Origin of the sequence: Limnohabitans sp. Jir72 (assembly GCF_003063575.1) — a bacterium.
In the GTDB taxonomy this organism is placed as follows: domain Bacteria; phylum Pseudomonadota; class Gammaproteobacteria; order Burkholderiales; family Burkholderiaceae_C; genus Limnohabitans_A.
Genome location: NZ_NESC01000001.1, coordinates 237492 through 253298, shown reverse-complemented (window position 1 = coordinate 253298; position 15807 = coordinate 237492). Strand labels below are relative to the sequence as shown.

The 15807-nt window shown below is 51.9% G+C and carries 18 protein-coding genes; 9 read left to right on the top strand and 9 right to left on the bottom strand.

Annotation, left to right across the window (positions count from 1 at the left end; genetic code table 11):
* Position 1 precedes the first annotated feature (1 nt).
* The 5 genes from B9Z52_RS01050 to lptF are packed head-to-tail and all read right to left on the bottom strand — an operon-like array spanning position 2 to position 4792.
* Positions 2-1171, bottom strand: coding sequence for a pyridoxal phosphate-dependent aminotransferase (locus tag B9Z52_RS01050; protein WP_108412014.1), 1170 nt, complete (start codon positions 1169-1171; stop codon positions 2-4).
* Between the two features lie 44 nt (positions 1172-1215).
* The gene (locus B9Z52_RS01045) at positions 1216-2157 is read right to left on the bottom strand and encodes a CysB family HTH-type transcriptional regulator (protein ID WP_108412013.1); all 942 of its coding nucleotides are present in this window, start codon (positions 2155-2157) and stop codon (positions 1216-1218) included.
* Positions 2158-2199: 42 nt separating this feature from the next.
* Positions 2200-2583, bottom strand: coding sequence for a sirohydrochlorin chelatase (locus tag B9Z52_RS01040; RefSeq protein ID WP_108412012.1), 384 nt, complete (start codon positions 2581-2583; stop codon positions 2200-2202).
* Positions 2580-3686, bottom strand: coding sequence for an LPS export ABC transporter permease LptG (gene lptG / locus B9Z52_RS01035; protein WP_108412011.1), 1107 nt, complete (start codon positions 3684-3686; stop codon positions 2580-2582). Before lptG ends, B9Z52_RS01040 begins: the two co-directional genes overlap by 4 nt.
* Positions 3683-4792 (bottom strand): LPS export ABC transporter permease LptF, encoded by a 1110-nt coding sequence (gene lptF, locus B9Z52_RS01030; protein WP_108412010.1) that lies wholly within the window; start codon positions 4790-4792, stop codon positions 3683-3685. Before lptF ends, lptG begins: the two co-directional genes overlap by 4 nt.
* Positions 4793-4815: 23 nt before the next feature.
* On the opposite strand from lptF, the gene B9Z52_RS01025 reads away from it, so the two are divergent.
* From B9Z52_RS01025 to B9Z52_RS01000, 6 genes are all read left to right on the top strand, one after another.
* Positions 4816-6306 (top strand): leucyl aminopeptidase, encoded by a 1491-nt coding sequence (locus tag B9Z52_RS01025; protein ID WP_108412009.1) that lies wholly within the window; start codon positions 4816-4818, stop codon positions 6304-6306.
* Positions 6307-6314: 8 nt separating this feature from the next.
* Entirely contained in the window at positions 6315-6749 is a 435-nt protein-coding gene (locus tag B9Z52_RS01020; protein ID WP_108412008.1) for a DNA polymerase III subunit chi, read from the top strand.
* Positions 6746-7030, top strand: coding sequence for a hypothetical protein (locus B9Z52_RS01015; protein ID WP_108412007.1), 285 nt, complete (start codon positions 6746-6748; stop codon positions 7028-7030). Before B9Z52_RS01020 ends, B9Z52_RS01015 begins: the two co-directional genes overlap by 4 nt.
* Positions 7031-7126: 96 nt before the next feature.
* A complete protein-coding gene (locus B9Z52_RS01010; protein WP_108412006.1) occupies positions 7127-8293 on the top strand; it encodes a branched-chain amino acid ABC transporter substrate-binding protein in 1167 nt (388 codons plus the stop codon).
* 261 nt (positions 8294-8554) lie between these two features.
* A complete protein-coding gene (locus tag B9Z52_RS01005; RefSeq protein ID WP_108412005.1) occupies positions 8555-9751 on the top strand; it encodes a site-specific integrase in 1197 nt (398 codons plus the stop codon).
* A 129-nt stretch (positions 9752-9880) separates the two neighbouring features.
* Positions 9881-10342 (top strand): hypothetical protein, encoded by a 462-nt coding sequence (locus tag B9Z52_RS01000; RefSeq protein WP_108412004.1) that lies wholly within the window; start codon positions 9881-9883, stop codon positions 10340-10342.
* A 119-nt stretch (positions 10343-10461) separates the two neighbouring features.
* On the opposite strand, the gene B9Z52_RS00995 is transcribed toward B9Z52_RS01000, so the two are convergent.
* Both B9Z52_RS00995 and B9Z52_RS00990 read right to left on the bottom strand, forming a co-directional pair.
* Complete coding sequence (locus B9Z52_RS00995; RefSeq protein WP_108412003.1) at positions 10462-11403, bottom strand: hypothetical protein; 942 nt, start codon at positions 11401-11403, stop codon at positions 10462-10464.
* 90 nt (positions 11404-11493) lie between these two features.
* A complete protein-coding gene (locus B9Z52_RS00990; protein ID WP_108412002.1) occupies positions 11494-12456 on the bottom strand; it encodes a hypothetical protein in 963 nt (320 codons plus the stop codon).
* 123 nt (positions 12457-12579) lie between these two features.
* Between B9Z52_RS00990 and B9Z52_RS00985 the strand changes: the two genes are divergently transcribed.
* From B9Z52_RS00985 to B9Z52_RS00975, 3 genes are all read left to right on the top strand, one after another.
* Complete coding sequence (locus B9Z52_RS00985) at positions 12580-13359, top strand: hypothetical protein (RefSeq protein WP_108412001.1); 780 nt, start codon at positions 12580-12582, stop codon at positions 13357-13359.
* Between the two features lie 65 nt (positions 13360-13424).
* Positions 13425-14141, top strand: a complete 717-nt coding sequence (locus B9Z52_RS00980; RefSeq protein WP_158270488.1) for an AAA family ATPase — start codon at positions 13425-13427, stop codon at positions 14139-14141.
* A gap of 11 nt (positions 14142-14152) precedes the next feature.
* A complete protein-coding gene (locus tag B9Z52_RS00975) occupies positions 14153-14344 on the top strand; it encodes an AlpA family transcriptional regulator (RefSeq protein ID WP_108411999.1) in 192 nt (63 codons plus the stop codon).
* 115 nt (positions 14345-14459) lie between these two features.
* Here B9Z52_RS00975 and B9Z52_RS00970 read toward each other — a convergent pair whose 3' ends face one another.
* Both B9Z52_RS00970 and B9Z52_RS00965 read right to left on the bottom strand, forming a co-directional pair.
* Positions 14460-15212, bottom strand: a complete 753-nt coding sequence (locus B9Z52_RS00970) for a hypothetical protein (RefSeq protein WP_146182753.1) — start codon at positions 15210-15212, stop codon at positions 14460-14462.
* Positions 15209-15748: a hypothetical protein gene (locus B9Z52_RS00965; protein WP_108411997.1), complete on the bottom strand. Its 540-nt coding sequence runs from the start codon at positions 15746-15748 to the stop codon at positions 15209-15211. Before B9Z52_RS00965 ends, B9Z52_RS00970 begins: the two co-directional genes overlap by 4 nt.
* Positions 15749-15807 lie beyond the last annotated feature (59 nt).

Sequence of the window (15807 nt, the reverse complement as noted above, 5' to 3'; positions counted from 1 at the left end):
GTCAAAGGCGTTTGAGTTTGTCCAGGGCTGCTTCGAGCGTTTCGTCTTTCTTGGCAAAGCAAAAGCGGATGACTTGCTGGTCAAAGTTGTTGCCGTAAAACGCGGACAGGGGGATGGCGGCGACGCCGATTTCGGTGGTCAACCATTGGCAGAAGGCGGCTTCGCCCAGGTTTTTTTCGGGCACATCGAGTGCTGAAATGTCGACGCACTGGAAGTAGGTGCCTTCACCTGGCAGCAGTTTGAATTTGGTTTGGGCCAGGCCTTGGCGGAACAGATCGCGTTTGCGCTGGTAAAACGCGGGCAGGTCCAGATAGGGTTTGGGGTCTGCCATGTAGCGGGCCAGGGCGTGTTGCATGGGGGTGTTGACCGTGAACACATTGAACTGGTGCACTTTGCGAAATTCGCTCGTCAGCGAGGCGGGCGCGGCCACGGTGCCGATTTTCCAGCCTGTCACATGGTAGGTTTTGCCAAAGCTGGAGACGATGAATGCACGGGCGGCCAGGCCGTCAAAGTGCGCAGCGCTCCAGTGTTGGTTGGGTGCATAGACCATGTGTTCATAGACTTCGTCGCTGATGAGCAGCACCTCGGTCGGCGCAAGGATGTCTTGCAGGCGCAGCATGTCTTGGCGTGACCAGATCATGCCGCTGGGGTTGTGCGGCGAGTTGATGAGGATGGCGCGGGTTTTGGGGCTGATGGCCGCCTGGATTTTGTCAAAGTCGGGGCGGAAGGTACCGGGTGTGAGTGGCACGCGCACGACCACGCCGCCTGCCAGCTCGATGTTGGGCACGTAGCTGTCGTAGCAGGGCTCGAGCACGATGACTTCGTCGCCGGGGTGAACGATGGCCAAGATGATGGTGAGGATGGCCTGGGTGGCTCCGGCCGTGACGGTGATTTCGCTGATGGGGTCGTAGTGGCGGCCATACAGTGTCTGGATCTTTTGCGACACCGCCTCGCGCAGCGGTGCGACTCCCGTCATGGGGGGGTATTGGTTCAGGCCTTCGCGCATGGCGTTGTTCACCAGATCGAGCAAGTGCGGGTCGCACGGAAAGTCGGGAAAGCCTTGGCCGAGGTTGACCGCGCCTTTCTCAGTCGCCAGTGCGGACATGACGGTGAAGATGGTGGTGCCCATGTGGGGGGCTTTGGAGACCAGGTTCGGGGTGTGTGCGTTCATGGTGTCTTGGTGGGGGAATGTAGACAAACAGAGTGGGTGCGAGATCAAAGCTCGTAGTCGTTGACGTGGCCCGTCATGGCTTTGGCGATGAGGGGGGCGGTCAGTCGGTCGCTGAGCAATTGCGCAAAATGGTAGACAAAGTGGCGCAGGTAAGCGCCGCGCTTGAAGGCGACACGCGCCACGTTCATGCCCAGCAAGCGTCCCAATGGCCTGACCGCCAGATCTTGCACGGGATCGTCTTTGACGGCCATTTCGGCGACGATGCCGATCCCCAGTCCGAGCCGAACATAGGTTTTGATGACGTCCGAGTCGATCGCTTCGAGTGCGATGCGTGGGTGCAGTTTTTTGGCCGCAAAGGCTTGGTCGATGCGGCTTCGCCCTGTGAAGGAGGGGTGGTAGGTGATCAGGGATTGCTCAGCGATGTCTTCGAGTGAGACATTTTGCTTGGCGGCCAGGGGGTGGTCCAGGGGCAGGACCAGCACGTGTTGCCATTCATAACAGGGCAGGGTGACGAGTTCTTCGTAGGCCGACAGTGATTCGGTGGCGATGCCGATTTCAGCCACTTCTTGAAGCAGCATTTGGGCCACTTGGTCTGGTGCACCTTGGTGCAGGCTGATGTTGACCAGTGGGTATTTCTCGCGCAGTTTGGCCACGGGCAGTGGTAAGACGTAGCGGGCTTGGGTGTGGGTGGTGGCGATCGACAAGGTGCCGCTGTCTTGGGCACTGTATTGGTCACCAATTTTGCGAAGGTTGCCTACTTCGCGCAAGATCACTTCAATGCTTTGAAGCACGTGCTGTCCGGGCTCTGTGATGCGTTTGAGGCGTTTGCCATGTCGGGCAAAAATTTCGATGCCCAGTTCTTCTTCGAGTTCGATGATGGCTTTGGACACGCCGGGCTGTGAGGTGTGCAGTGCCTTGGCGGTTTCAGTGAGGTTCAGGTTGCGACGGGCGGCTTCCTGAACGAAGCGAAATTGATGAAGGTTCATGCGCAGAATGTCTATGGATTGTCATCATTATGCTTTACAGGTCTATGCTGAGCCGGCAGCGATGTCGCCCATCAGTGTCGTCATGGCCGGGTGCTCGCCGACCGAGGGCGTGAGTTGAAACTGCATCTGGGGATACGCTTGCTGGAGTTCGTCAACGAGCTTGGGCAGGTCTTCCCGGGCGTGGCGTCCAACACCCAGAAACATGGGAACAATGCGCAGCTGGCTCAAGCCTTGCCCCATCAATTGTTCGACCACGGTGGGCAAATCCGGTGTGGTCAATTCCAAGAATGCACAGGCCACTGGCAAATGGGGCCAGCGCTGGCGCATGCTTTGTGCAACGGCATCGATGGGCAAGCGCCACAAGGGATCGCGTGAACCGTGCGCAAACAATATGACGCCCGTGCCGATTGGAAGTTGCTGTGTCATCGCCTTAAGACCATCCACCAAAATGCTGCCAGAGATATGGCGCTGTAAATCAACGAGGGTGCCGCTGAGGTTAGCCAGGGCTCCCAATTTTGCAAGACGCCGATGAAGTTGAAGACGTTGTTCAACAAGGAAAAACTGATGCCCGCCAACACACCGATGAACACATGACCGGCAATCTGACCGGTCCGAAAGTGGAGGTATGCAAAGGGCAGTGCCAGAACCAGCATCACCAGGCAGCTTAAGGGGTAGAACACTTTTCGCCAGAATTCGACTTCGTAGCGTTGTGAGTTTTGCTTGTTGCTGAACAAGTGCCGCATGTACTTGAAGAGTTCCCAAGTGCGCATGCGTTCTGGGCTGAGCAAGGCGGCTGCCACCATGTCCGCGCTGATGCCTGTGCGCCATGTTTGCGCTGCCATGGGCAACAATTCGTATTGGAGTTTGCCTGAGCGGGGTTCTATCTGCATGGTTTTTTGCTGTACTTGTTGCAGTTGCCAGGCCCCGTTCAGAATTTCGGCTTGTTCGGCTGTGGTGATGCCCAGCAATTGACCGTTTTCGTTGAATTCGTGGATGCGAACATTGCGCATGTGTTCGATGCCGTCAAAGCTGCGAACATTGACTGCAAAATGTCGTTCGCCTTGATTTTCTTTGAGCCATGCGCCTGTTTGTCCCAGCGTCAAGTGGCCTTGGTAAATGGCCTTGATTTGAATGGCTTGTCGGTCTGCCCAGGGGGCCACGTAATCTCCGATGACAAAGGTCAATGCGACAAGTGCCAGCCCCAGTTGCAGCAAAGTGCCCAAAGCCCGCAGGGGGTCCAGTCCGCCTGTGCGCAAGATGGTGTATTCGGAGCTTTGCGCGAGCCGGGCCATGACAAAAATGCACCCGATCAGCACTGACAGGGGCAGCAACTGGTACAAGTGCTCGGGCGTCTTGAGTGCGATGTAGAGCAGCGCTTGTTGCAGCTGATACCCCTGCGATGCATGCCGTGCGACGGATTGCAACTCATCGACCAAATCGAAAAACATGAACAAGGCCAAAAAGCCTACCGCCACAAAAGCAACGGCCGTGATGATTTCGCGGTACAGCAGTCGACGAACGGTTTTCATGCGATCACCTTGGCGGTGTGTTCACGCCGGGTCAAAAGTGCACGCCAAGACCAGTTCATGTGGCGGGCATAAAGCCACGTGATGGCGATGGCGAACACGCTGCCATGCAGCACCAACATGAACGATGCGAACGTGACACGCCCTGTGGTGACCCAGCTCTGGCCCACGTTGAGCATGTTGTAGTAAGCGATGAAGATGAACAGCGCCAAGCCCAGGTGGTAACTGCGACCGACCCGAGGGTTGATGGCAGACACGGCCAGGGCCATCAGCACCAAGTTGATGGCGGCCAGACCCAGACCCAGTCGCCAGCCGAGCTCGCCCAAGTTCTCGCGTGTCGGGTTGTTGAATAAAGTCCAGCTGTCGGCGTGTCGGCTGCTCAGTGATTTGGTGTCCGATGTGGCGTTGGCATCGACCAAGACTTCATAGTGCTCAAATTGGGTCAACCGGGTCTCGCCTGTCTGCAGGTTGGTCAGCCATTGCTGGCCTTTGTCCAGCATCAGAAAGCGTTCGTTGCGCACCATATCGATGCGGCCTTGTTGGGCGGTGGTGACGGTTTCCGTGCCGTCTTCCAGGCTGGAGACGAACACATGGTTGCCAAAACGGTTGTTCGGACTGTCTTTGTCGATGAAAAATACGCGTTTTCCGCCTGCGGACTCTTGGAATTGTCCTGGGGCTACGCGTTCAAGGTCGTTGCGTTGCTCGAAGCGGCTTTCCAGCTCTTGCAGTTGCAAGTTGCTCCAGGGCCAGGCAAACAAGGCCAGCAAAACGATCATGAGCAAAATCGGCCAGGCAAAGTGCAACAAGGGCCTGACGAAATGGGCCAGGCCCTGGCCACTGGAAAACCAGATCACCATTTCGCTGTCGCTGTACATGCGCGAGAGGGTGGAGACCACCGCTATGAACAAACTGAGGGTGACGATGGTGGTCATCTGGCTCAACACACTGAAGCCCATGATCAGCATGACTTCCGAGGGGTTGACGCTGCCGCGGCTGGCTTGACCCAAGGTGCGGATCAGAATGACGGTCATCACGATGGTGATCAAAATCACCAGCGTGGCTCCGAAATTGCGAGCCAGGTCCTTGCGTAAAGTGGAATGGAATAACATTGGCGGGAAGGAAAAACTGAATTATGAACTTCGAAATCCAAAAACGCGCCCTGTCTCGTGTCATTCGTGATGATCTTGATGCTTTGATTGTTCTTTGGCCCGCGCAAACTGCAGCGACGCCTTCAGAAAAAGACCCTCTGTCGACCCTGGTCAGTCAAGCCGTTCAAGCCGGTGATTTGGAGCTCAAGGCGGGGGCTGTTTTGGCCATGTACGGTCAAGCGGGCATCAAGGCTCGCCATGTGGCTGTCGTGTGCTCGCAAGACAACACGCCAGACCAAATTCGCAGTGCCATGCTGGCCGCTTGGAGTGCATTGAAGGCGAGCAAGGCCAAAAAGCTGGGTGTTTATTTGGCGGGTGAATGGTCTGCCAGCGGCCTGGATGCTGCTGCGTCTGCGCTGGCACAAGCGAGCTACAGCTACACCACCACGCTCAGCAAACCCCATCACAGGACCTTGAAGCAGGTCTTATTCAGTGCCGCCGAAGTCAGCTCGGAGTTGTGCATGGCGCTTGCGCAGGCCCAAGCCCTGATCGCAGGTGTGGAGCTGGCCAAGGAGTGGGCCAATCGGCCAGCCAATCACGCTACACCCACCATGCTGGCGCAAGCGGCCAAGGCCTTGGCCAAAGGCCCGTCGTTCAAATGCGAGGTGCTTGGCCCCCAAGATGTTGCCAAATTGGGCATGGGCGCATTTTTGGCGGTGGCTCAAGGGGCGGCCGAGCCTTTGCGCTTCATCGTCATGCGTTACAACGGTGCGGCAAGCTCACAGTCGCCGGTTGTTCTGGTGGGCAAAGGCATCACATTCGACACCGGCGGCATTTCGATGAAGCCTGCTGCCGAAATGGATGAAATGAAATACGACATGAGCGGTGCCGCAAGTGTTTTGGGGGTGTTCAAAGCCTTGGGTGAATTGAAGCCTGCCATCAACGTGGTCGGGCTGATTCCGGCCACCGAAAACATGCCCGATGGTTTGGCGATCAAACCCGGCGATGTCGTCACCAGCATGAGCGGGCAGACCATTGAGATCCTCAACACCGACGCTGAAGGGCGTTTGGTGCTGTGCGATGCTTTGACCTACGCTGAGCGTTTCAAGCCGCAATGCGTGATCGATGTTGCGACTTTGACCGGCGCGTGCGTGATTGCCTTGGGGGGCGTGCGTTCTGGCCTTTTCAGCAGTGACGATGAATTGGCGCTGCAGCTGCAGCAAGCCGGTGACCGCTCGGGCGACTTGTGCTGGCGCATGCCAATGGACGACCCCTACGCCGAAGGTTTGAAGACCCGTTTTGCGGATGTTGCCAACGTGGCGGGCAGGGCTGCAGGGGCGGTGACCGCCGCCAAGTTTTTGCAGCGCTTTGCCCATAAATACCCTTGGGCTCATCTCGACATTGCCGGTACCGCTTGGAAGAGCGGCGCTGCCAAAGGCGCAACGGGTCGCCCTGTGGCCTTGCTGATGCACTATTTGCTGGCCAAGGCCAAGGCCAAGGCCAAGGTGCCAGCGAGGGCCGGTCGCCCTGCATGAGCACCGCGATGACCCGGATTGAATTTCATTTCAATGCCACCGAGCGCTTGCAGTATGCGTGTCGTTTGTTGCGCAAGGCGCACACGCAAAAGCTGCGCATCGGCGTGGTGGGCTCGGCTCAGGCCTTGCGTCAACTCGACTCAGCGCTGTGGACTTTCTCGGCGGTGGACTTTTTGCCTCACAGCACATCCTCTGAGGGCGCTGATGTTCAAGATGTTTCAGCCATTTTGCTGAGTGAAGATCCTGAGCGCTGCGCTGGCAGGGATGTGCTCGTCAATTTGGGTGATGAAGTGCCCGCCGGTTTCGAGCAGTTTGGGCGCTTGATTGAAATTGTGGCGGTGGATGACCACGGCCGCATGACGGCGCGTCAGCGCTGGAAGCACTACACGGCGCAGGGCTATGATTTGGTGCAACATGATTTATCGAAGCGGAGCCTGTCATGACGTATGCCTCTGTTGCCCGTGCTTTGAGCGATGTGCCCCCGCAGACGATCCCGGTTTTGACCCGGGAGATTTCTGCCAAGGACATCCCGCAGCCCTTGTTGCTTGCTTTGGAAGCCCGACAGGCTGAAAGGGCCATGATATTGGGTTTGTCCCAGGAGTTGATGCTCAGTCTGCGGCCAGAATTGGACCGCATGGCGGCCGAACTGGCGCAAAGAAGTGTTGAGGGCATGTGGGCCAAGCGGGCAGAGATCTATAAAACGAGCAGTTCAACGGCGATCTGAAGTGTGTCATTTAGGTTTTTCCTGAGTCACAAGCTGGGCCAGTTGCGGTATGGTTCAGGCTTGCTTGATTGAAGCAATTTCTTCCTCGGAGTTTTCATGAAATTTTCAAGTCGTCGTTCCTTGTCTGTGATCGCTGTTGCCGTGGCTGCAGTGGCTTTGGCCGCTTGCGGTAAAAAAGAAGCGGCTTCGGACGCGCAAGTCATCAAGATTGGTCACGTGGGCCCCGTCAGCGGCGCCATTGCACACTTGGGCAAAGACAACGAGAACGGCGCACGCATGGCCATCGAAGAGCTCAATGCCGCCGGTCTGAAGTTTGGCGAAAAGGCCGTGAAGTTTGAGCTGCTGGCCGAAGACGATGCATCCGACCCGAAACAAGGCACAGCAGCCGCTCAGAAACTGGTGGATGCCAAGGTCAATGGCGTGATCGGTCACCTGAACTCCGGCACCACCATTCCTGCTTCGCAGATTTACAACACGGCAGGCATTCCCCAGATTTCGCCTTCGGCCACCAACCCCAAATACACCCGACAGGGTTACACCGGTGCTTTCCGCGTGGTGGCTGATGACGTTCACCTCGGTGGCACACTGGGCAAATACGCGGTGGAAACCCTCAAGGGCAAGAACATCGCCGTGATCGACGACCGTACTGCTTACGGCCAGGGCGTGGCTGAAGAGTTCAAAAAGGGTGCCACGGCTTCGGGCGGCACCATCGTGGGCCATGAGTTCACGACCGACAAGGCATCCGACTTCAATGCGATCTTGACCACACTGAAGGCCAAGAAGCCTGACATCGTGTTCTTTGGCGGGATGGACGCGGTGGCTGGACCGATGCTGCGCCAGATGAAGTCCTTGGGCATCAGTGCCAAATTCATGGGCGGTGACGGCATTTGCACCACCGAGCTGGCCAAACTGGCTGGCGACGCCATGAAAGACGAGACTGTGTTTTGCGCTGAGGCCGGCGGTGTGGAAGGCGAGCAAAAAGTCGGCATGGACAAGTTCCGCGCAGACTTCAAAGCCAAGTTCAATGCCGATGTGCAGGTCTACGCGCCCTATGTCTACGACGCTGTGAAAGTCATGGCAACCGCCATGGTGAACGCCGGTTCTGCCGATCCTGCCAAGTACTTGCCAGCTCTGAAAGCCATCAAGTACAAAGGCGTGACCGGAGACATTGCGTTTGACGAAAAAGGCGACATCAAGAATGGCGCTTTGACGCTGTACACCTACAAAGGTGGTGAACGCGCCCAGCTGGCCGTGGTTCGCTGAAGCCATTCGCCCTCAAACGGGGGCGTTTGGGCAAAAAAAAGCCTGCACTTGCGTGCAGGCTTTTTTCGTTTCTGGCGGAACAGGCGTCATTCTACTATGTTGTCCAACGCTGTTCAATAGCAACCAATAAATCTCTTTTACTCTATACAAATCAATGACTTATGAATTTTATTGATCTTTGTTTGTCCAACCAAATCCTATAGCGTTTTGCTCATTAGTGTGTCTTAGAATGTATCTTGGATTTCAAGATACACAGACATCATGGGCAAACTTACAGCGCTTTCAATCAAGTCACTCAAGACGGTCGGCCTTCACGCTGACGGTGGTGGGCTGTACCTCAAGGTTCAGGCTTCACCCGACCCGAGTCAGCCAAACAAAAGTTGGATTTTTCGGTGGGGCGCTGGCGGCAAAAACACGATTGGATTGGGTCCGCTCAGGGATGTCACCCTGGCTGAGGCAAGAGATACAGCAGTTCAACATCACCGACTGGTGAGACAGGGCGGCGATCCCCGTCTTGAACGAAGCAAGATTCAAGCGGCGGCTGCCGCTGCCAGTGATGTCATGACTTTTCAACGAGCTGCCCAAATTTACATTGAGACAAAGCGACACGGCTGGCGAAATTTGAAACACGCTGACCAGTGGACAAACACAATCTCAACTTATGCCAATCCGGTCATCGGCACTTTGGCCTGTTCTGATGTCACGACTGAGTTGGTGCTGGAAATCCTCAAGCCAATCTGGACGACAAAGAACGAGACGGCAACACGGCTCAGAGGTCGTATTGAAAGCATCATGGATTGGGCCGTTGTGTCCGGTCACAGAACAGGCGACAACCCGGCAATCTGGAAAGGCAAGTTGGCTCACTTGCTGCCGTCAATCAGCAAGCGTCAGCGGGTCAAGCACCATGCCGCTATGCCTTACGCTCATATACCAGCGTTATTTCATACGATTGGTATCACGCCAGTGTTGTCGGCAAAAGCCTTGCTCCTGTGTCTTCTGACGGCAACCAGAACCAGCGAGACGATTGAAGCGAAGTGGGATGAATTCGACTTTGACAAGGCGATTTGGACGATCCCGAAAGAGCGAATGAAAAAGGGGCGTGAGCACAGGGTGCCACTGTCAGATCAGGCGATTGAAGTTTTGAAGTCAATCAACCGAGTTGATGACTCGCCTTGGGTGTTCGATAGCCGAGGCAAGGGCAAGCCGCTTTCGAACATGGCAATGAGTAACTATTTGAAGGGTACACTCGGATTCAAGGAATACACCGTTCACGGCTTTCGCTCGTCGTTCCGTGACTGGGCAGGTGAGACATCTAGGCATAGCCGAGAAGTCATCGAACAGTCGCTGGCTCACTCGCTGGCTGATCAGACCGAAGCAGCCTATCAGCGTGGAGACTACCTAGAGAAGCGCCGAGCGTTGATGGCAGGTTGGGCAAATTTTGTGGCTCAACCTGCATAATTTTCTTCAGACTAGAACGAAGCATTGATTTAAGTGTTGTGGCCGGTTAAGATGGGAAATAGTGCAAATTGGTCGTTCATCTTTGATCAATAAAATAAAATCAACCAATAAAATCTGAAGTTCAAACCAATGGATAAAGAGCGCTTCATAAAATCTGCTGAATTGTATTTTGCAGCAAATTGTAATTCATTCAAAAATAATCAATCCAATGACATAACGAAAGATGATGATGTTATTTTGGAATTCTTGAAGCGTGCTGCTTCCCAGGACATAGGATGGCTATCAAAGGACAAAGATGGGAAAATTGCCACAAAAAAAGTTTCAACTGATGCCTTAACATTCGCAATATCGGAATTTAAAATAAAAAACTATATCAAAGGCAGAGAATACCTCACCAATGGTGTGAATTCTTGCATGGCAATAATTCTTGGTGGTGCCGCATACAAGTTGATTGTAGATGGGCATGATATATATCTGAAAATAATAAATAATTCTGTTGATAATTTCACTCATGAAGAAGCGTTGTTAATGGAAACTTGCGGGCAAGCTTTGATGAAAAAGGCAATAGAAGCAAAGATAGTAATCGGTTGAGTGTTGTATTTTAAATTGCAAATGATGATTTTTTAAAAATATATATCCAAGTAATTACTTCTTGTTTTATTCATTTGGAAAATAAATTCTATTAATTAGAATAAATGATTTAAAATTTCCTATAAAATTTTAGCCATCTGATCAATGTAACTTGTATGAAAGTAATTAAGCAGCATTCCTAGATCATAATTGCATATCTCTAAAATATGTTTTTGCAATGAGCTGTTATCAATGCGTTGTAATTTATTTGTCGATTTATCTCGATATATAGGCGTTGCACTACATGTTATGTGTCTGTTTTCATTTTTCAGCATGCTGCTTTCCATAACCACATAAACTTCATTGCGATAGAGTTCATTTGACCAATTCCAGTTGAATGGAATCTCAATTTCATACCGGCGATACAGATGCGATACTATTTCATTTATAAATCTATTTTTTGTTGTTCGCTGTTCAGTGCTATAAATCCATGGATGAGCTTTGGATTCAGATAATAGCCAGCCTTCTTTAATGGGAGTTACATCTGTAAAGTAACACTGCTCACAAATTATTGACATAGGATGAAAGAAGCCCTTTGGCTTGATCGCTATAAATGCATCACTTTCGATTTTTTCAAGTTTCTTGATTATTTCCAAGCTACTTGGTCCGCCTAATTCGTGTTCAAATATAAGCTCAGAATTATTGAATAATATAATTATAACTTTGTTTTTGTCACAAAACCACCTCTTCATGTGACAAATGCTATTCCCTGTGTAAAATTTATTTTCATCTGACTTCACTGATTTTATATCGCAGAAGTATTTATTTTCTTCCCATCCATTCCATGTGGCATATTCAATTTCTTGCACTTTATTATTTGTGAGTTTTTCAATATTCTTCTTGGTTTCCTTAAAAGAGTTTCCCCAGTTATCTCTTTCCATAATTAATCTTCCAGATGGGAAGATGTTTATAAATAGGCCATAGTCATCTTCGCCGTGACTCATCATAACTGCTTTATTCCAAACAACAGGGGCAGAGATGTGAGTTGGGTTACTTTGGAGCAAAATGTCGATTTTTTTCACGAAATATTTTCCACTTAAAAAAAGAAATTATATATATGTGGTTTTAAATTTTGAAGTGAGCGTCCTGTTTTTAGACGCCCACGACATGGATCAGTTGCCGTCGTAGTGGAGTTTTCGGGCCATGGCCAGCCTGTTCTCGCTCAGTGTCGATGACAGGTCCAGTGCCCACCACTGGGCTTCCAGTTCCTTGTGCTGGGCGTCTTGTTTGGACGAAAACCGAGGGGGTGTCTTTTCGGGCATCTCAGCGTCTGGAAACACGGCACGCTCGGCATTCGCAATCAGTGCTCTGGCTCTGTTCATGAAGACCCAGACCATCTGCCTCATGCTGTTAGCACGGCGGTCGATCTGCTCTTTTGTGCCGGTTAAGCTCTCATTGCCTGGGCTGATTCGGAGCGCCTTGCCGATCTTGAACAGGTCAGCCCGCTCCTGGAACTCAGTATCTAACCGGCTCATGTTCGATTGAGCCATGGCTGTGGGTTTGGCAATCAATTCATGATGTAAGCAATACACCTCATGTGATTTTTGGAGCACATTGAGACGGGCCAGCGTCACATTGATCGGATAGCGTGAGGTGCTGGTTTCCAAGCGGTTTGATGGGCGTCGGTCCTGAAACGACTCAAGAATCCAGTTGATTTGTTTTTGGACCGTTTCCTTGCTCAGTTGGAGCGGTATTTCGACCAGAATTTTTCCAGCCCGATTGCCCGAAACAGCACTTTCCACGGATGTGATCTGCTGGACACGGGGCGGGAGTTGCTGCTCCTTGAACAACTGGGAGCCAGTGCGACGCCACCACTCTTCGAATGAGCAGTCGTAGATGTTGCCAAAGTCTCGATAGATCTGGGCCAGCCGCTCATCGTAGGTCACAGGCTCTCCGCCCTGAGTGCTCTGGCACAGCAGCCAATAGTCCTTGCTGAGCCTCAGAAATTCCCACCACCACCGACGGATGCTGGTGCTGGCATCGGCAATTTCCTCTTCCATGGTGGCATGCCGGAAGTGGGTCATGCCTTTCTGGCGGGGCTCTTCGTATTCGTCTTGGATGGGATTGCTGGTCATGGTTCGGGGATCAATCATTGTCATCCGGACCGAGATCGTCGGCGCACAGCTTCAGATCATTCCTAGGTCGGTGAAACAAATGTGAGCGCTTCGCTAAACAGCCGACGATTCTAGGAGATAGAAATGAAAGCAACCAAAAAAACCAAAACCATCGCCAAGGCCACTCAAGTCTATACCAGCAACGCGATCCAGCAACTTGAAGCCCTGTCTGGTGAGCGTGAGGTCTGGGAAAGCACGGTTTACCAGACGGCCACCGAGGCGCTCTATGGCCTCCTTGGCAAGGTCTACGGCTTCTACGAGGACTCGTTCATCAACCGTAGCGCTGAGGAGCGCCTGGCCCTTCGCCAAGAAATCGCCAGCAAGCTCACCCAATCCGGTGTCCGTGTCCAGAGCAATTCCAGTGTGCTGGGTCTTCTGATTCGCTATGTGTTCAAGAGCGACCGTAAGCGTGTGCTTTGCTACCAGAAGGCCGTGGAGGTTGCCAAAAAGTTCAGCGTCAAGCCGACTGTACTTCCTGACTGGCTCCGTGGCAATCATGGCATTGACGGCGTTGCCAAGTTGACCAAAGAGAACCAAGCCAAGGTTGCCAAGCGCCAAGAACTGGAAGTGGCAGTCACACAAATCAATGCTGTCATTGAAAAGCGTAAGGGCCAGCCTCTGGCTTCCGTGACTATCACCGGAACCTGCTGCCAGAGCATCAGCGCCCTGATCACTCAGCCCGGCCCCAATGGCGAACTCAAGATCGTTTGTGTCGTTGAGGACATCGAGACGGCTGTCTACAACTCGCTGGTTCGTAGCGCCGCCCGTAAATGGAAGGCAGCCAATCAGTCCATGAGCCTGCTCAATGCTGAGGCTGAAAAGTTCATTCAATCCGCCGATCAGCAGGAACTCAAGGCCGCCTGACCGACATGGCACACACGGCAATGGTGTCGTGTGTGCCAGCCACCCACAAATCCAAAGGAGAAAAAATGACCATTCGCACCGAAATCAAGTATGCCCCTCAGACCATCAATGATGTGGTTTTCAATGACCCTGACACCGAGTTCTTCGTGAAGGGGATCATTTCTGGGCAGTATTCCTGTGACAACCTGATGCTGTATGGCACCAACGGCAATGGCAAAACGACCATTGCCAATCTGGTGGCCACAGCGCTGACTGGTGGATCGGGTCTGCTCATTCAAGACAGCATCGAGCAATTCCTGAGCCGTGAGGACCTGGCCAACTACCTGTCCAACACCGTCCAGTACTACGGTGATGCCCAGCACCAGCGCTGTGTCGTTGTGTTCCATGAACTGGACAAATACAGCAAAAGCCTGAGCCGCCTGTGGATCGCATTGGACGACTACAAAGACCGTCTGATGGTGATTTTCACGACAAATGACCCGATGAAGTTCGAGAATGCCGTCCGCTCTCGCTGTGACAAATACGAGTTCACCCAGATCTCGCCACAGGATTTTGCGCCTCGTGCTCAGCACATCCTTGAGCAAGAGGGTGTGGTGATGACGCTGGCTGAGGTGACCAAGAATCTTGAGAAATACACCGGCAGCAATCGGGATGTCCGTGACTACCTCAGGACCATCGACAAGATGCTGGCGCTCAAACAGGCAGGGTTGCTGAGGACATCGGCACTACCCAAACCGACCCAGCCCCAACTGATCGTGGTTTCTGGAACTGAACAAATCTAAGGAGTAAAAACATGGAACGACTGCTTCGAATCAAAGACATCGTGGGTGACAAGAGCAACGGCATCCCGCCGATCATCCCGATCTCCAAAAGCTCTTGGTGGGCGGGTGTCGCTGAGGGCAAATTCCCGACGCCGATCAAGCTCGGTACCCGAACCACATGTTGGCGTGAGTCGGATGTTCGAGCGCTGGTCTCCGGGCACTGACGGAATGAGGTCCACCATCGAAGGCTCTGCTCTGGCAGGGCCTTTGTCATTTTAGTGGGAATCAGGTTCGAAAAATGGAAATAAAGAAATTGAAAATATATTTCAAATCAATAGTTCACTCATGATCCTCTTCGAATATAACAAATTGTCCGACATTGTTGTCAATCAGTGACTTAATTATAAATTTTTCTGAACCATATTCTAAGCCCTGCTTGAGTGTTTCGCTAAGAAAATCGGATCCAAAGTTTGTGAAATCTTTTTCGAGTCCTTTTTCAGATATTTCTTTGTAAAATTCTGGAAATTTATCAGGATTATTTTTGAATTCAGAAAATAATTTATTTACTGCAGACCTTTTTAGATCATCATTCGGCAAGGTGACATCCTTGAATTTATAAACTGCAGCAAGAAACTCAGGAGATATGATGAATATATAATCGTTCGGCGATATACCTTTTGATGTGACTTCAATATAGCCATCTTCAATATTTTTTGAAATGTTGCCCATAAATGGAGTCGGTGGAATTTTCTTTAGTGAATTGAAGACTCTTGCCATGTCTTTATTGTTTTTTATTTCTTCAATGGAAATATCTCTATATTCTTTGTTTCCTAATTTTTCAAATTCTAATAGCATTGAATTTCCGGCCATTTCTTGAAAAATTTCTGCACCAATGCTTTCAATGGGGTTGGCGCCATGGAAAATGTCTGTATATGCTGAAACAGTTGCCAATGCACCAGCCAAAGCAGCCTTATTAGACAATACGGCTTTATAAGTGTAGGTTCTATTATTTTCCATTTTAGGACTTTTATGGTTTGATGAGTTGGGCATCTTGTTATTTAATGTTCTAGGGCATGGTTCAATTTGCATCATGGTGAATATTCTTGGCTGACACCAAGTGAAGTCAGGAGTTTACTCAAGGTCAACCCAATTACTGTTTCGGGTATGGTACTACTGACTGATCTGTTTTGAGCGCTCCTGCTTCGTCCTGTCGCATTGAACCGCTGATGGATGAGCTTGGCGAGGTGACTGAAGTGCTGGGCCAATGTGTTCGGTGAGAACTGGCAGCGCTTTTGGGTCGGGAACAGCGATACATCGAGGTCCAGCGCCAACAGCGGCTCCAATGTATCACCCCCGATGTCGAAGCGGGCAATCAAATAGCGGCGAACCTCTGCTTGTGTCGCTTCGCTCAATTCGAATCGAGTGCAGTCTGGAGCCAAGACAAATCGACGGATAGAAGCGTCTAAATTCACGACGCTTGAGACCGTCAATTGGGCGATGTCCTTGATCCTGAGTTGCTGGCGAACGGCGAACAGTGCCCGATTTCTGGCTCCCCACTTGGTGGATGTGACCAGATAGGTCAGGACGGATTGAAGGGATGTGTTGGCTGGAATTTTGTTCAGCATCATGGCGGTGTGTGCTCCTTGTTTGATTGATGTATTTATTCATAACAAGAGCGTTTAGGGCC

Bases quoted from the DNA above. Each gene is read 5' to 3' on its own strand.
- B9Z52_RS01050 (WP_108412014.1), bottom strand. From the start codon at position 1,171: ATGAACGCACACACCCCGAACCTGGTCTCCAAAGCCCCCCACATGGGC.
- B9Z52_RS01040 (WP_108412012.1), bottom strand. From the start codon at position 2,583: ATGACACAGCAACTTCCAATCGGCACGGGCGTCATATTGTTTGCGCAC.
- B9Z52_RS01025 (WP_108412009.1), top strand. From the start codon at position 4,816: ATGAACTTCGAAATCCAAAAACGCGCCCTGTCTCGTGTCATTCGTGAT.
- lptF (WP_108412010.1), bottom strand. From the start codon at position 4,792: ATGTTATTCCATTCCACTTTACGCAAGGACCTGGCTCGCAATTTCGGA.
- B9Z52_RS00970 (WP_146182753.1), bottom strand. From the start codon at position 15,212: ATGATGCAAATTGAACCATGCCCTAGAACATTAAATAACAAGATGCCC.
- B9Z52_RS00985 (WP_108412001.1), top strand. From the start codon at position 12,580: ATGAAAGCAACCAAAAAAACCAAAACCATCGCCAAGGCCACTCAAGTC.
- B9Z52_RS01045 (WP_108412013.1), bottom strand. From the start codon at position 2,157: ATGAACCTTCATCAATTTCGCTTCGTTCAGGAAGCCGCCCGTCGCAAC.
- lptG (WP_108412011.1), bottom strand. From the start codon at position 3,686: ATGAAAACCGTTCGTCGACTGCTGTACCGCGAAATCATCACGGCCGTT.
- B9Z52_RS00965 (WP_108411997.1), bottom strand. From the start codon at position 15,748: ATGATGCTGAACAAAATTCCAGCCAACACATCCCTTCAATCCGTCCTG.
- B9Z52_RS00975 (WP_108411999.1), top strand. From the start codon at position 14,153: ATGGAACGACTGCTTCGAATCAAAGACATCGTGGGTGACAAGAGCAAC.
- B9Z52_RS01010 (WP_108412006.1), top strand. From the start codon at position 7,127: ATGAAATTTTCAAGTCGTCGTTCCTTGTCTGTGATCGCTGTTGCCGTG.
- B9Z52_RS01020 (WP_108412008.1), top strand. From the start codon at position 6,315: ATGACCCGGATTGAATTTCATTTCAATGCCACCGAGCGCTTGCAGTAT.
- B9Z52_RS01015 (WP_108412007.1), top strand. From the start codon at position 6,746: ATGACGTATGCCTCTGTTGCCCGTGCTTTGAGCGATGTGCCCCCGCAG.
- B9Z52_RS01005 (WP_108412005.1), top strand. From the start codon at position 8,555: ATGGGCAAACTTACAGCGCTTTCAATCAAGTCACTCAAGACGGTCGGC.
- B9Z52_RS01000 (WP_108412004.1), top strand. From the start codon at position 9,881: ATGGATAAAGAGCGCTTCATAAAATCTGCTGAATTGTATTTTGCAGCA.
- B9Z52_RS00980 (WP_158270488.1), top strand. From the start codon at position 13,425: ATGACCATTCGCACCGAAATCAAGTATGCCCCTCAGACCATCAATGAT.
- B9Z52_RS00990 (WP_108412002.1), bottom strand. From the start codon at position 12,456: ATGACCAGCAATCCCATCCAAGACGAATACGAAGAGCCCCGCCAGAAA.